Origin of the sequence: Thiovibrio frasassiensis, from assembly GCF_029607905.1 — a bacterium.
GTDB classification, from domain to species: Bacteria; Desulfobacterota; Desulfobulbia; order Desulfobulbales; family Desulfurivibrionaceae; genus Thiovibrio; species Thiovibrio frasassiensis.
In genome coordinates, this window is the sequence record NZ_JAPHEH010000001.1 from 1,464,234 (window position 1) to 1,477,432 (window position 13,199).

At 55.0% G+C, this 13,199-nt stretch carries 12 protein-coding genes; 7 read left to right on the forward strand and 5 right to left on the reverse strand.

Annotated elements, in window-relative coordinates:
• Window positions 1-6: 6 nt before the first annotated feature.
• From OLX77_RS06915 to OLX77_RS06930, 4 genes are read right to left on the reverse strand one after another with little or no spacing between them, the layout of a single operon-like run.
• Complete coding sequence (locus tag OLX77_RS06915; RefSeq protein WP_307632866.1) at window positions 7-594, reverse strand: CAP domain-containing protein; 588 nt, start codon at window positions 592-594, stop codon at window positions 7-9.
• Window positions 573-767 (reverse strand): hypothetical protein, encoded by a 195-nt coding sequence (locus OLX77_RS06920; RefSeq protein WP_307632867.1) that lies wholly within the window; start codon window positions 765-767, stop codon window positions 573-575. The genes OLX77_RS06915 and OLX77_RS06920 overlap by 22 nt, the downstream gene beginning before the upstream one ends.
• Window positions 764-3,871 (reverse strand): efflux RND transporter permease subunit, encoded by a 3,108-nt coding sequence (locus OLX77_RS06925; RefSeq protein ID WP_307632868.1) that lies wholly within the window; start codon window positions 3,869-3,871, stop codon window positions 764-766. The genes OLX77_RS06920 and OLX77_RS06925 overlap by 4 nt, the downstream gene beginning before the upstream one ends.
• 20 nt (window positions 3,872-3,891) lie before the next feature.
• Window positions 3,892-5,022 carry an efflux RND transporter periplasmic adaptor subunit gene (locus OLX77_RS06930; protein WP_307632869.1) on the reverse strand — a complete coding sequence of 377 codons (1,131 nt, stop codon included), beginning with the start codon at window positions 5,020-5,022 and terminating at the stop codon, window positions 3,892-3,894.
• 470 nt (window positions 5,023-5,492) lie between these two features.
• Between OLX77_RS06930 and OLX77_RS06935 the strand changes: the two genes are divergently transcribed.
• The 6 genes from OLX77_RS06935 (at window position 5,493) to OLX77_RS06960 (ending at window position 8,856) form a co-directional block, all read left to right on the forward strand.
• Window positions 5,493-5,897: a winged helix-turn-helix domain-containing protein gene (locus OLX77_RS06935; protein ID WP_307632870.1), complete on the forward strand. Its 405-nt coding sequence runs from the start codon at window positions 5,493-5,495 to the stop codon at window positions 5,895-5,897.
• Between the two features lie 46 nt (window positions 5,898-5,943).
• Window positions 5,944-6,705, forward strand: coding sequence for a molybdate ABC transporter substrate-binding protein (modA, locus tag OLX77_RS06940; RefSeq protein ID WP_307632871.1), 762 nt, complete (start codon window positions 5,944-5,946; stop codon window positions 6,703-6,705).
• A gap of 25 nt (window positions 6,706-6,730) precedes the next feature.
• A complete protein-coding gene (gene modB, locus OLX77_RS06945; RefSeq protein ID WP_307632872.1) occupies window positions 6,731-7,399 on the forward strand; it encodes a molybdate ABC transporter permease subunit in 669 nt (222 codons plus the stop codon).
• Window positions 7,396-8,187, forward strand: coding sequence for an ATP-binding cassette domain-containing protein (locus OLX77_RS06950; RefSeq protein ID WP_307632873.1), 792 nt, complete (start codon window positions 7,396-7,398; stop codon window positions 8,185-8,187). The genes modB and OLX77_RS06950 overlap by 4 nt, the downstream gene beginning before the upstream one ends.
• Window positions 8,188-8,318: 131 nt before the next feature.
• A complete protein-coding gene (locus OLX77_RS06955) occupies window positions 8,319-8,597 on the forward strand; it encodes a type II toxin-antitoxin system Phd/YefM family antitoxin (protein ID WP_307632874.1) in 279 nt (92 codons plus the stop codon).
• Window positions 8,587-8,856 carry a Txe/YoeB family addiction module toxin gene (locus OLX77_RS06960; protein WP_307632875.1) on the forward strand — a complete coding sequence of 90 codons (270 nt, stop codon included), beginning with the start codon at window positions 8,587-8,589 and terminating at the stop codon, window positions 8,854-8,856. The genes OLX77_RS06955 and OLX77_RS06960 overlap by 11 nt, the downstream gene beginning before the upstream one ends.
• A gap of 151 nt (window positions 8,857-9,007) precedes the next feature.
• Here the strand turns inward: OLX77_RS06960 and OLX77_RS06965 are convergent, their stop codons facing one another.
• Entirely contained in the window at window positions 9,008-11,434 is a 2,427-nt protein-coding gene (locus OLX77_RS06965) for an SIR2 family protein (RefSeq protein WP_307632876.1), read from the reverse strand.
• A 384-nt stretch (window positions 11,435-11,818) separates the two neighbouring features.
• On the opposite strand from OLX77_RS06965, the gene OLX77_RS06970 reads away from it, so the two are divergent.
• A complete protein-coding gene (locus OLX77_RS06970) occupies window positions 11,819-13,117 on the forward strand; it encodes a hypothetical protein (RefSeq protein WP_307632877.1) in 1,299 nt (432 codons plus the stop codon).
• Window positions 13,118-13,199 lie beyond the last annotated feature (82 nt).

Here is a 13,199-nt window from a genome sequence, read left to right on the forward strand (position 1 = left end):
CAATAGCTAATAGGGACGGCGGCCGATGATATTTCCGGCCGGCGCGTAGTTGCACACCCAGACCTGGGAGCTGTCCTCGCAGATGGCTTTGGCGCAGCCGACCTCCCGGGTGGTTCGCCAGACCATCTGGGTGTAATGGCCGCAGCTTTTTCCGGAAGGGGCAGCGCAGGTGTTGCTGGCTTGGGAGTACCACGATTGCTCAACACCCCAGCTGGCAACGACATTTTTTTCCGTGATGGGCTGCGGGGAGAGGCGCCACTGCCAGCTGCTCTTGCCCGGGCTTCTGGTGCCGGATTTCCAGGCGCTGGCCCAGTAGATATTTTCTCCGAGACCGGACTGGCTGTGTTTCATCCCGCAGCCTGTTTTTTGGAGCTCCTTGGCCCAGGCGGCCGCTTGTCCGGCAAGGGCATCGGACCAGCGCAACTCCGGAGTGCCCACTGCGGCGCGGAGGATATTGTGTTCTTCCAGCATGCACATCGCATCAACCGGCTTGTCCTGTGCCGGGCTGGGCTGAGCGGAAAGAAGAGAGAGGAGGAGCAGTGAACCGGCAAGCAGGAGATCTCTGCGGAACCTTATCGTCGGTTGCTGTTGCATTGGCAGGTCTGGGTAATCACGAGGTCGAGGTTATGGAAAAAAACCAAGGATTCCGGGTCTTCGGGGTTTTGTGCCAGACGTGCCTCGTACAGGGCGAAAAGCCGGGCGAGGACATGGGGAGCCTCTTCTTCCGGCAGGGAACCCAGACCATCCCACAGGGTAGCGGTGTTCATGGCTGAACAACTTCCGCTTCGCCGGGATTGGGATCCGGCAATTGCTCTTGGCCATGATCGCGGGCCACCAGCATGTAGATCGAAGGCACCACGAAGAGGGTGAAGATGGTGCCAACCGCCATGCCCCCCACCAGCACGAGGCCGATGGAGTTTCGCGCTGCCGCTCCGGCGCCGGTGACCAGGGTCAGGGGAAAATGCCCGGCCACCGTGGCGGTGCTGGTCATGAGGATGGGGCGCAACCGGGTCATGGAGGCTTCCCGGATGGCGGCCAGCTTGGGCAGCCCCTGTTCCTGCAGGGTGTTGGCGAACTCGACGATCAGGATGCCGTTTTTCGCCACCAGGCCGACGAGGGTCACCAGCCCGACCTGGGAATAGATGTTCAGGGTGGTGGTCCAGCCGTGGGTCCAGAAGGGCACATTGGGGTCGGGGATCTTCAGGAAGGTGAAGATCAGGGCGCCGAACATGGCCAGGGGCACCGAACCGGCCAGGATGACAAAGGGGTCGCGGAAGCTGTTGAACTGCGCGGCCAGAACCAGAAAGATCAGGACCACGGCCAGACCGAAGGCGGGGAGGAACTTGTTGCCCTCGCTGCGCAGCTGCCGCGATTCCCCGGTGTAATCAAGCGAATATCCTTGCGGCAGGATTTTCGCCGCCTCGTCTTCCAGGTAGCGCAACGCCTCGTCCAGAGGGCGGATGGAAACGCCGCTGATCTTGACCGCGTTCAGCTGTTGGAAGCGGTTCAGGGAACGGGGCACCGTGGAATCCTGAATGGTGGCCACGGTGGAAAGCGGCACCATCTGGCCGTTTGGTCCGGTGACGTAGATCTTCCGCAGTTGTTCGGGATTGAGGCGATCGGTCCGGGCGATCTGGGGAATGACCTTATAACTGCGGCCGGCGATGTCGAAGCGGTTGACAAAATTGCCGCCCACCATGGCCCCCAGGTCAGCGCCCACCTGTGCCAGGCTGAGGCCCAGATCCGCCACTTTTTCGCGGTCGATGACGAACTCCGACTGAGGTTGGTCGATTTTCACGTCGATGATCGGCGGAAAGGCAAACATGCCGCTCTGCATGGCCTTTCGCTGGATCTGCTGGGCGAATTCCAGGATCTGCGGGGTTTCCGCGGTGGAGGCGAGGACGAATTCCACCGGAAACTGGCCGCCGCCCGGGAGCGAGGGGCGCAATACCGGGAAGATCCGGATGCCCGGCAGACCCTGTAATTTTTGTTGCACCTCGGGCATGAGCTGAAACACCGAACGCTCGCGCTGGGCCCAAGGCTTGGTGACCATGCCGCTAAAGCCCGAAGTGGGCTGGGTGAGCTGAAAGGTGAAGTCCGTTTCCGGGAAATCGAGAAAGATCTTGTTGGCGGCGGCGGCATAGCCGCTGGTCTGGTCCAGGGTGGAGTTGGCCGCCGCATCGACGATGCCGAAGATGACCCCCTGATCCTCGTTGGGGGCGAGCTCCTTGGCCGACATGGTGAACATGGGGATGGTGAGCAGGGTGATGACGATCCAGACCGTGTAGACCGCGGGTCTGGCGGCAAGGGTGGCATCGAGCCAGCGGCCGTAGGCGGTGCGCAGCCGAGCAAAATCGCGGGCGATCCTGCCCGCCAGCCCATGTTCTTCAATGCCGGGTTTGAGCAGCTTGGCCGACATCATCGGCGACAGGGTCAGGGCCACGATCCCGGAGATGGTCACCGCCCCGGCCAGGGTGAAGGCGAATTCCCGGAAGAGCGAACCGGTGAGTCCGCCCTGGAACCCGATGGGCATATAGACCGCCGCCAGGGTGATGGTCATGGCGATGATCGGCCCCACCAGCTCGCGGGCGCCAAGCAGGGCGGCGTCCAGGGGCGATTTGCCTTCCCGGAGGTGGCGTTCGACGTTTTCCACCACCACGATGGCATCGTCCACCACCAGCCCCACGGAAAGCACGATGGCCAGCAGGGTGAGCAGATTGATGGAAAAGCCGAAAAGCTGCATCAGAAACAGGCCGCCGATGAGGGAGAGCGGGATGGCCACAATCGGGATCAGCACCGAGCGGAAGGAACCGAGGAAGAGAAAGATGACCAGCATGACGATGAGCAGGGTGTCGCCCAGGGTTTTGGTGACCTCGTGGATGGCATCGTCGATGTAGGCCGTGGCGTCATAGGCGATCCGCCCCTTGAGGCCGGTGGGCAGATCCTTTTGGATGGCCTTCATTTCCGTGCGCACCAGCTTGATCATGTCCAGGGAGTTGGCGTTGGGCAGGGGCCAGATCCCCATGAAGGTGGCGGTCTGGCCGGAAAAACGCACCTCGCTGTCATAATCCTCGGCCCCCAGGGCCACCTCGCCGATATCGGCCAAGCGGATGGTGGCGCCGTTCTCTTCCCGGACCACCAATTGCTTGAATTCTTCCACCGAACGCAGGTCGGTATTGGCGGTCAGGTTGACCTGGATGAGCGCTCCCTTGGTTTGCCCCAGGGCGGCAAGATAGTTGTTGGCCGCCAAGGCTTTGCGGACCTGGGCCGGGGTGACGTTGTAGGCGGCCATGCGGTCGGGCTTGAGCCAGATGCGCATGGCAAAGGTGCGGCCGCCGCGGATGTCGGCGCGCTGCACCCCTTGGATGGCGGAAAGACGGGGCTGCACCACCCGGGTCAGGTAATCGGTGATTTCGTTCTGGGTAAGCACATCGGAGGTGAAACTGAGATAGGCCGCGGCAAACTGGTTGTCCGCCGATTCGATGTTGATCACCGGCACCTCCGCCTCCGGCGGCAGGTCGCGGCGGACCTGATCCACCTTGGAGCTGATCTCGGCCAGGGCCTTGGTCGCATCGTAGTTGAGTTTTAAGCGGACAGTGATGGCGGAGACGCCTTGGGAGCTCTGGGATTGGAGGTAATCAATGCCGTCGGCCGCGGCAATGGCCCGTTCCAGCGGGGTGGTGATAAAGCCCCGGACCAAGTCGGCATTGGCGCCGACATAGACCGTGGTCACGGTGACCGAGGCGTTTTCGCTCTTGGGGAACTGGCGGACATTGAGGCTGCGCATCGCCTGCAGCCCGGCAATGATGATGAGCAGGCTGATCACCAGGGCGAGGACTGGGCGGCGGATGAAGATATCGGTGAATTTCATGGGATTTCGGCTTGGGCGGCTTAACTGTTGTTTGGCTTGGGAGTGAGGCTGAATTTCGGGGTCAAGGTATTGTCCACCACGACGGACTGGCCGTTGCGCAGCTTGAAGACGCCGGAGCTGACCACGGTGGCGCCTTTATCAAGACCCGAGACAATGGCGACGAAGTCGCCGCGTTTCTCCCCGATCCGGACAAATTGCTGGCGCACCGCCAGGCCGGAGGTGCCGGTTTTTTCATCCTTGCGCTCTTCCACCACGAAAACCGAATCCCCATAGGGGGCCGGCAGAATTGCGGTGGCGGGGAGGGCTACGACCTGATTTTTCCCCGGGAGCACCACGGCCACGGAGGCGAACATGCCGGGGTGCAACCGCTCATCCTTGTTGGCCGCCGTCGCCTGTACCCGGACATTGCGGGTGGCGCTGTCCGCCTGCGGGTTGATGGCGGTGATCTTGGCGGCAATGGCTTCTCCGGGCAGGGCGTCGGAGGTTATCCGCACCGCCAGGCCCGGCTGGATTCGGGCCAGGTCCTGCTGGGGCAGCATGAAATTGATAAAGATCGGGTCCATGGCCTGGAGGGAAACAATGGGGTCCCCCTCCTTGAGGATTTGCCCCAAATTGACCAAGCGGATGCCGAGCCGGCCGGAGAATGGGGCGCGGATCGTTTTTTTGGCGATGGTCGCCCGAATCGTGTCGGCCTGGGCCGCAGCCTCGCGGAGTTTCGCCTCGCCCTCGTCGTATGCCGCCTGGGAAACCGCGTGTGTCTCGATGAGTTGGCGGAGGCGCTCGAAGTTGACCTTGGCCAGGGCGGCCTGCGCTTCCGCTGCCTTGAGCTGCGCTTCCTCGGAAGAGGTGTCCTGCTGGAGCAGGAGGGAGCCTGTCTGTATCCAGGTGCCTGGAGTAAGGTCAATGCGGGACACCTTGCCGGGCAGTTCCGCGGCAACGGTCACGCCTTGCGCCGCTTCCAGCGAACCCACCGCGGAGAGGGTTCTTTCCCAGGATTCCGAGTGGGCCTTAGCCGTGGTTACCGTTTCCGGCGGCGGGACAAAGCTGTTCTTTTTGCCCACCATCTTGAAGATCTGCAGACCTTTGATGCCGGCAAGGAGGCCGATCACCAGGAGCAGGCCCAAAATGGAGAGAAGGATGCGTTTTTTCATGGGCGTAATTCTTTCACTGGGCGAAGGTTTTTGAGGAAAAGAAAGGGGGAATCCTTCTGTTTTTTGTCTGAACGGCATGTGCTGTGGAGGATAAGTTAAATACACATTTGACTTATCCGTCCGGTCCCGTCAAGGTTTTTTTGGTTTTTCGTCTGCGCTTCTTGTGCACCCCAGCACTGGGTCCGTCTGAAAAAAAAATGGTGGCTGCGCTCTTCTTGGGGGGCTTGCAGGTGTAGGGCGGACAAATATGTAACCATTGCCCGCGTGAGGCTTCAAAAATGTAGATGTTTTCCTTGGCGCCTATTTTGGGCCTTTTGTTATTCTTTCTGATTAGTTGAATGTTTTCATTATGTTATCTTATTTTTCCCTGCGCGGGGTTGCTGGCATGAAACTTGATATGCAACAGGCTGAAAGGATGCGACGCCGGAAAACCCCTTGCGCAACCGTTATATTCTGGTAAATATAACGCTATGAAAAACAAAGCACGTCAAGAAAAAGTGGGGGAGGGCTTCGCGTGGCGGGGGCGGCTCTGGCTCGAAGGGCAGGAGGGCACCTTTCTCGGCTATGGCCGGGTGGTGCTGCTGGAGCAGATCCGGGAGTCCGGCTCCATCGCCCAGGCGGCCCGGGGCATGGAGATGTCCTACAAACATGCCTGGGATCTCCTCGAGTCCATGAACCGTCAGGCCGGCTGCAAGCTGGTGGAAACCTCACGGGGCGGCAAGAGCGGCGGCGGGGCCAGGCTCACCCCGACGGGGGAGCGGGCCATCGCGGTTTTCTGGCAGTACCACGCGCGCTTTCAAGAGGTTTTGCAGGAAATGACCGCGCAGTTGGGGGATGTGCTGGGTGAGGCGGGAAGTGGTGATCGTTCCTCCTGAATACAGGCCGTATATCTTTTTCATATTCATTATAAGGAGCCATGCCATGGTGTTGCGAACCCTCATTGCCCTCTCCGTTGTCCTCTCTTCGCTCTCCTGGGTGCCAACCCCGGCCAGGGCGGAAACCGAGCTGCTCGTCTCGGCCGCCGCCAGCCTGACCGAGTCGTTCAAGGAGCTCACCAGGGTGTATGGACTGAAAACCCCCGGGGTGAAGGTGCGCTGCAACTTTGCCGGCTCCGGCACCCTCCTGCAGCAGATTTCCCAAGGCGCTCCGGCGGATCTCTTTGTCTCCGCCGATCAGGAGACCATGGACCGGGCGGAAAAGAGCGGGTTGCTTGTTCCCGGAAGCAGGCTCAATTTCGTGGGCAATTCCCTGGTGCTGATCACCCCGGCGCAGATGGTCCAGGTGACCGACCTTGCTGATCTCAAATCCGTCAAGGTGCAACGGATCGGGATGGGCAACCCCAACTCGGTGCCGGCGGGAAGATACGCCAAGGCGGCCCTGGAAAAGCAGGGTCTCTGGCAGGATCTGGCCCCCAAATGCGTCATGGGGATCTCGGTAAAACAGGCGCTTGAGTATGTGATGCGGGGCGAGGTGGAGGCCGGTTTCGTCTTTGCCTCCGATGCGGTGGCCGCCAAGGAGCGGGTGCGGGTGGCCGCGGAGATCCCCACCGTAAGCCCCATTGTCTACCCGGTGGCGGTGGTGGCCGGGAGCAGCCAGCAAGCGGAGGCGCAGGCCTTTGTCCGCTTTTTGCAAGGTAAAGAGGCGCAGACCATCTTGGCGCAATACGGTTTTAAGAAGCCATAGTTTCAGGAACCTCAAGGAAACCAGCATGCCCGATCTCACCCCCCTCTGGCTCACCTTACGGGTGGCAACATTTGCCACGGCGATCGCCTTTGTCTTTGGTGTGGCTTTTGCCTGGCTCACCGCCCGCTTCAGTTTCTGGGGCAGGGATTTTCTCGACGCCATCCTGACCCTGCCCCTGGTGATGCCGCCCACGGTTCTGGGCTATTACCTCATCGTGGTCTGGGGCAGAAACGGCTGGCTGGGCAGTTGGCTTAACGCGCATTTCGGGATCAGCCTGATGTTCACCTGGCAGGGCGCGGTGCTGGCCGCCACGGTGGTCTCCTTCCCCCTGCTCTTCAAGTCCGCCCGGGCCGCCTTTGAAGGGGTCAGTACCGAATACGAACAGGCGGCCCGCATCCTGGGCGACACCGAGCTGCGGGTCTTTTTCCGCATTACCCTGCCCCTGGCCGCCCGAGGGCTGCTGGCCGGGACCATGCTCGCCTTTGCCAGGGGTATGGGGGATTTCGGCGCAACCCTGATGGTGGCGGGCAATATCGAGGGCAAGACCCAGACCGCCTCCATGGCCGTATTCGATGCGGTGCAGGCCGGGGATTACACCCTGGCCAATACCCTGGTGGTCATCATGTCGGTGGTCTGCGTCGCCATTCTCGTCACGATCAACAAGCTGGCCGGCAGAGGGAGGGGTGGGCGATGAGGCTTGAGGTGGATATCAAAAAAACCCTGCACTCGGGGGCGAGGCGTTTTGGACTGGAGGCGGCTTTTTCCTCCCAGGACGATCTCACCGTGATCTTCGGCGCTTCCGGCTCGGGCAAGAGCCTCACCGTCCAGGCCATTGCCGGGCTGGTCACCCCCGAGCAGGGCAGGATTGCCGTGGACGGCGAAGCGCTGTTCGATGCCTCGCAGGGGATCAATCTCCCGGCAAGAGCGCGGGGGGTGGGGTATCTCTTTCAGGACTATGCCCTCTTTCCCCATCTCACCGTGCGGGAAAACATCGGCTATCCCTTGAAGAAGGGGTACCGTTTCACTCTCCTGCCCGAGGCGCGTAACAAGGTGACGGAGATCATGGAATCCTTCGAGATCACCCATCTGGCTGGAAGCTACCCGGCGGAGTTGTCCGGGGGCCAGAAGCAGCGGGTGGCCCTGGCCCGCGCCATGATCAAGAAGCCCTCCATCCTCCTGCTGGACGAGCCGTTCTCGGCTCTCGATTCCATGCTCCGCCACCGGATGCGCATGGAGCTGCTGGAGATCCGGCAACGGTTCGCCGTGCCCCTGGTGGTCATCACCCATGATCCCGCCGATGTGGAGGTCTTTGGCGACACCCTGGTTGTTTTTGCTAACGGCAGGGTGGAAGAGGTCAGCAGCCGCAAGACCCAAGGGGTGTCGGCGGAGGAGGATGGCTGGCGGAGTAAGGTGTGTTGGCGGGCGCAGTGGAAGAAGGAAAATCTTGGTGCCGAGGGTTTGGTGGCGGTGTCAGGGGGTTGAGGGGGGCAGTTGAGGAGGCAGTGTTGCTATTGGTGGCCGAACAGGGGGCGTGATCTGTTTTTTCTTCCCATCTTGACGGAGATACGTCTATGTTGTACAGTCTTTCTGTACAATAAAAAAGGGAGGGCATTATGCTCCAGACAACGTATTCCAAGGCCAGGGAAACATTAGCCAGCCTGTGTGACGAGGTCACCGAGAATCGGGAGATCGTCGTTATCACTCGCCGCAAGGGCGGCAGTGTCGCCATGATCGCGGCCGACGAACTGGTGAGCCTTGTGGAAACCACCCATCTGCTACGTTCTCCGGCAAACGCCGAACGGCTGCTGGCCGCACTCAACCGCGCCCTCAAGCGCGAAGGGGAGCCGTCCACCGTCGCGGAACTCCGCAAGGAAACAGGACTTGAAGGGTAAACCCCGCGAGGCGGTCTTTCAGAAAGAGTTCCGCGAGGATATGCGGCACTGGGTTGAAACCGACCGCAAGGTGGCGCTGCGGGCCTTTAGCCTGATCGAGGCCATCATGCGCGATCCTTTCTCCGGGATCGGTAAGCCGGAACCCCTCAAGTATCTTGCTCCCGGCACATGGTCCCGCCGTTTAACCCAAGAACACCGCCTCGTCTACCTCGTCCGTGACGACCGAATCGATTTTCTTCAAGCACGCTATCATTACTGAACAGGCGGCATTCAGGATTTTCCTACCGCAGGAAATCGGGCTCGTCCCCATTTTCTTGCTCCCCTGGTTGGCAGGAATTAAGTATTATGTCCCCGGAATTCCTTTCGGCACTAATGCACCGTTCTCTCCAGTATGATTGTCGGAAAAGATCTTATTTTTTAGGAGGTTTAATTTCATTTAATATGGATACAAACATTGCTTCACACTCATCAGTATAAGCACCATGATGACGCTCAATAAAGCCTTTTGATTTTGAAAACCTTGCAATAATTTTTTCACACATATTTTGAAAATTAGCCTTATTTCTATTAGTGAAGTTTTGATAGAAACCCTTGAAGTATTCTTCGAAAAATCTCGCTTGCTTACAGAAATAATAATCAATATCTTGCGAAGAAAGTAGCTTGTATGCAGCCTGTAAGTGGTCGAATACATCTGAAGGTTTTGTTTTCGTTAAACCAAATTCCAAATGCCATCTTGCCATTTGGTTATCAATATATTTGGTGTCATAATAAGGTGTGTTCTCTGCAGTTCCATATGCGTTTTCGAAGTATTGTTTAGCCATCGAAAAATCATTTATGAACATGTTGGCCATGCCATATTGTAACCAAAAGTGTGGACTTCTATCTAGCCAACTTAAGGTTGATTTTAAGTTGTTGAAGAAAGTCCTTAAGTTTGAGCCTCGATTGTCATCTGGGAGCATAAAGTTAACATTTTTAAATCTCAGTAATTCCTTAAACACACTGTCGTTAACTTGGCTAGTTTTCTTGATTGTTTCAAAATGAGCAATGATATCAATCATTTTGTCCACAATCTCTCTTCCTGAGAAATATTTATTAAGAATATATTTTGATAAGATTCCAGAGCTTATTTCGACATGGCCATCCTTAAAAGTTAGAAGAGTTTTAACGATTTGATTATTTGAAAATTCAGAACTATATATTTGTTCATTTCCGCATATGTCTGAAACAAGTGACTTTCTAGGGGAAAAAGGGAGCATTCCTAATAAGATAATTACAAAAATCACATCGCGATTTTTGTTTTTAGTGTTACGCAAATCAGATAAGAATTTATCAAGCTCGTTGCGAACATATTCTGATTTAAAAAATTCTAATAATATTGAAGAAAATTTACCTTCACATGTTTCTGACAAATATCTTTCTTTTTTGTTGTTTGACCACGAGTTTTTTACCCCCCAATAACCTATAAAATTGCATATCCTATTCAAATTTGAAATTTCGTCACTACACAGATGGTCAAAGTCTTCTTCGAAAAAATTCAAATCAATATTGGCTAATGCAATTTTCGTGCGTTCTATGAAATCTGTTCGGCCAGCCAAAACAAAAGTGGCTCTACCTCCAAAGAAAGCATACAAATCTTTGATGACATCTTCATGCCGAAATGCATTATCGATTATAAATATTGGAGATGGTGAGATGTCGTTTATAATAGTTACGTCTCTTTTGTAGTCGCCTTCTTCATTTGTGAGAAAAAACACATCTTTACCTTGACTGCATATAATTGACGATAATTGTTTTATATAAATTGTTTTACCGCAGGCTATTTCGCCGATGACCAAAAAGTTTTTACCATCAGCAACAAGTTGTGCATTTTTATCAACATCAATTCTTTTGATCAAATAATTTGACTCATCAGTAACAGATGTAAATATCTCCGATTGAAGCAATTTCCCTTTGAAAAAAAGTTCTATAATTTGATTGTCTGTAGGTTCTTTTATTCTCTCGGTAATGGTGAATTTGCTAAAAAATTCTAAATCATCGGATTGCGCCGAGGTATCGTCAGCGATTATCTCTGAAACCAATTTTGCGAATTCATCGATCCCAATATCAAGGACAGATCCATACTTAGATAATTTGAAAATTTCCTTCTTGTCTTCGCCGGGTTTGACAATGAAAAAAGTCTTGCTTTTAACATCAATATCATTTTTTATGATTCTTTTTATGTCCAAATCATACATTGAGTATCCGACAAAAAATATTGCAGATGCATGCTCAATATCAACTGAGAAAGTACTTTTCCATTTAGAGTTGTTTAGCGTTTCTGGAGTAACATAAGAAGAGTCGGATAATTTGAACTCTTCAGACAGGGCATCTTTGGTTAAATTTTCTATTGTTCCGTTTAGGTGGACGCATTGATTGTTCTGGCTATACTGTGATGGCGCTGAAGATATGCTGACACTTTCACAAACTTTGCCAACGTTGTTTGAGGCAATTTCAAACACACGATCATAATTAGTTGTATAAACTCTCCGCCAGCTTTTTCTTGCAATTAATTCATGAAATTTAGATACTTCTTTTATCGAATACTCAGATTTCAAAAGATCAACCAACTTGTTGGGTGGCTTATTGTCCAAATAATATTCAGATGAATAATATAAATCATCATCTTCGTCAATTTCGGCAATTTTGCATATTTGTCTAGATAAGTTTATAGAGTCTCTTGGCATTTCTCCTTTAATGTTTTTCGAACCAAAAGAAAATCCTGCACCTGTAAACAAAATTGACGTGCCATTGTTGGATTTGCTTAGGTGTGCTCGTAGTCTTAATAAATCTTTTGTCATTATTTGTCTCCAAAGGTTATGGATATCGTTTGCTATATGAAAAACATTTAAGATGTTAATGCCGAAGATAATATTCCCCCGTATGGGCGAATATGTGGCTGAGTATATAATTCCGTATAAAAACAATCTGAATATTATCTGTCTACCTGACAACAAGGAGCAATACAAGAAATTTGTTCTTTATGGACAGAGGGTTAGGTCGGTATACCTGTCCTGTTCTTTCGCTCAGATATGGGGACAGATTTATTGTCTCTGTAACTACTAAAAATAGTTCTGTCTCCATTTTCGTTTGCGACCAACAGAATGCTTGAACATTTCCCCTTCCGGCTCTAAGCTGCATTAGGCGCTTCACCCTTGGAGATGCCGACCGCAAAGAGGCCCATTATGAATAAAGACAATATATTCTCGCTGCTGGACCGCACCGGTCCGTTCGCCACCGGGGATCACCCTCCGGCCCTGGCTCCGTTTTCCTCTGAGGCGCGGTTGTTCGCCAGGGGGTTGGACGAGGCCGACATGGCAACCCGTTACCGGATTCTGCGCAACCAGATCTTTGAGTTTCTCGACGTGCGTTCTTTTCGCGAGATCCAGGCGATCATTGCTGATCCGGCCCGGCGGAAGCTGGTCAACGAGCGGGCCTATCGGCTGCTGGGCAATATGTTCGGCATCGAGGGCAACGCCCGGGAGGTGATCCTGCGGGTCAACACCTATTCCCGGACCGCGGACGGGGTGATCAACTACCTCAAGGGCAAGGTGCTGGCCAACTACGCCTCCTACATCGAGATGACCAACGAGATCGACTCCTGCAAGTCCCCGGTGGATCTGATGCTCATCCTCTTTGACGACCGCTACCACAAGAAGGCGCGGTTCGAGGCCAAGCGCAAGCTGATTTTGATGAGCCTTGCCGCTTCCATCGACCAGCGCGAACGGGAAACCGAGGTGGAGGGCAAGTTCGGCCAGTTCCTCGACTTTTTGAACGAACATGTCTGGAGCAAAAAAAACCGGATCGGCGAGCTGGAGATCGTCTATCTCCTGAGCGACCATGACCCGGAGACCTTTGCCTGCACCAAGGTTTCCATCATCAGCCGGGAGCAGGCCCGGACCATAAAAAGCAAGGCCAACCAGAAGCTCACCCTGATCAAGCGGAGGCGGTTCCAGGCCAACGGGGCCGAGGTGCCGATCTATGTCTCCATCCGCAAGAAGCAGTCCGAGGCCAAGGTGCTGAAGCTCCTGCGCAAGGGCGAAGAAAATCCGGCCGTGGCGGTGGATGACGAGCTGGGCCTCATGGGGGTGGTGGACTCGGTGGCCGAGGTCAAGGCGTTCCAGAAACACCTGACCCAGAGCGCCACCCGGGCCGGCTCCCTGATGACCCTGGAGGAGGTGACCGACACCCTGTCCGGCGGGGGGCATCAGAGCGGCAGTATCGGCAGCTCCGCCAAGACCCAGATGTTCAAGTTTTTCGCCCGCATGGGCGGGATGCGCGTGGAGTTCATCGTCCACACCAACCGCTCCTACCTCAATTATATGTATGAGCGGGAGGTCTCCCACGACGAGTACGAGGTGAAGCGGATCTTCGACTCCGGGGTGGCGGAGCTGCTGTTCCCCCAGGATATCTACGAGATCGACATCGCCGAGAAGAAGGAGGCGGTGATCCGCTGGTTCAGGAAGCGGATCGAGGAGTTTTGAGGGGGACGGCTTGTTGTTGCCTTCCCCTTGACAGTTTTTCGGAAAAACGGTAAGTCCTTTCAGTAGGTTATGGGTTTCCTGG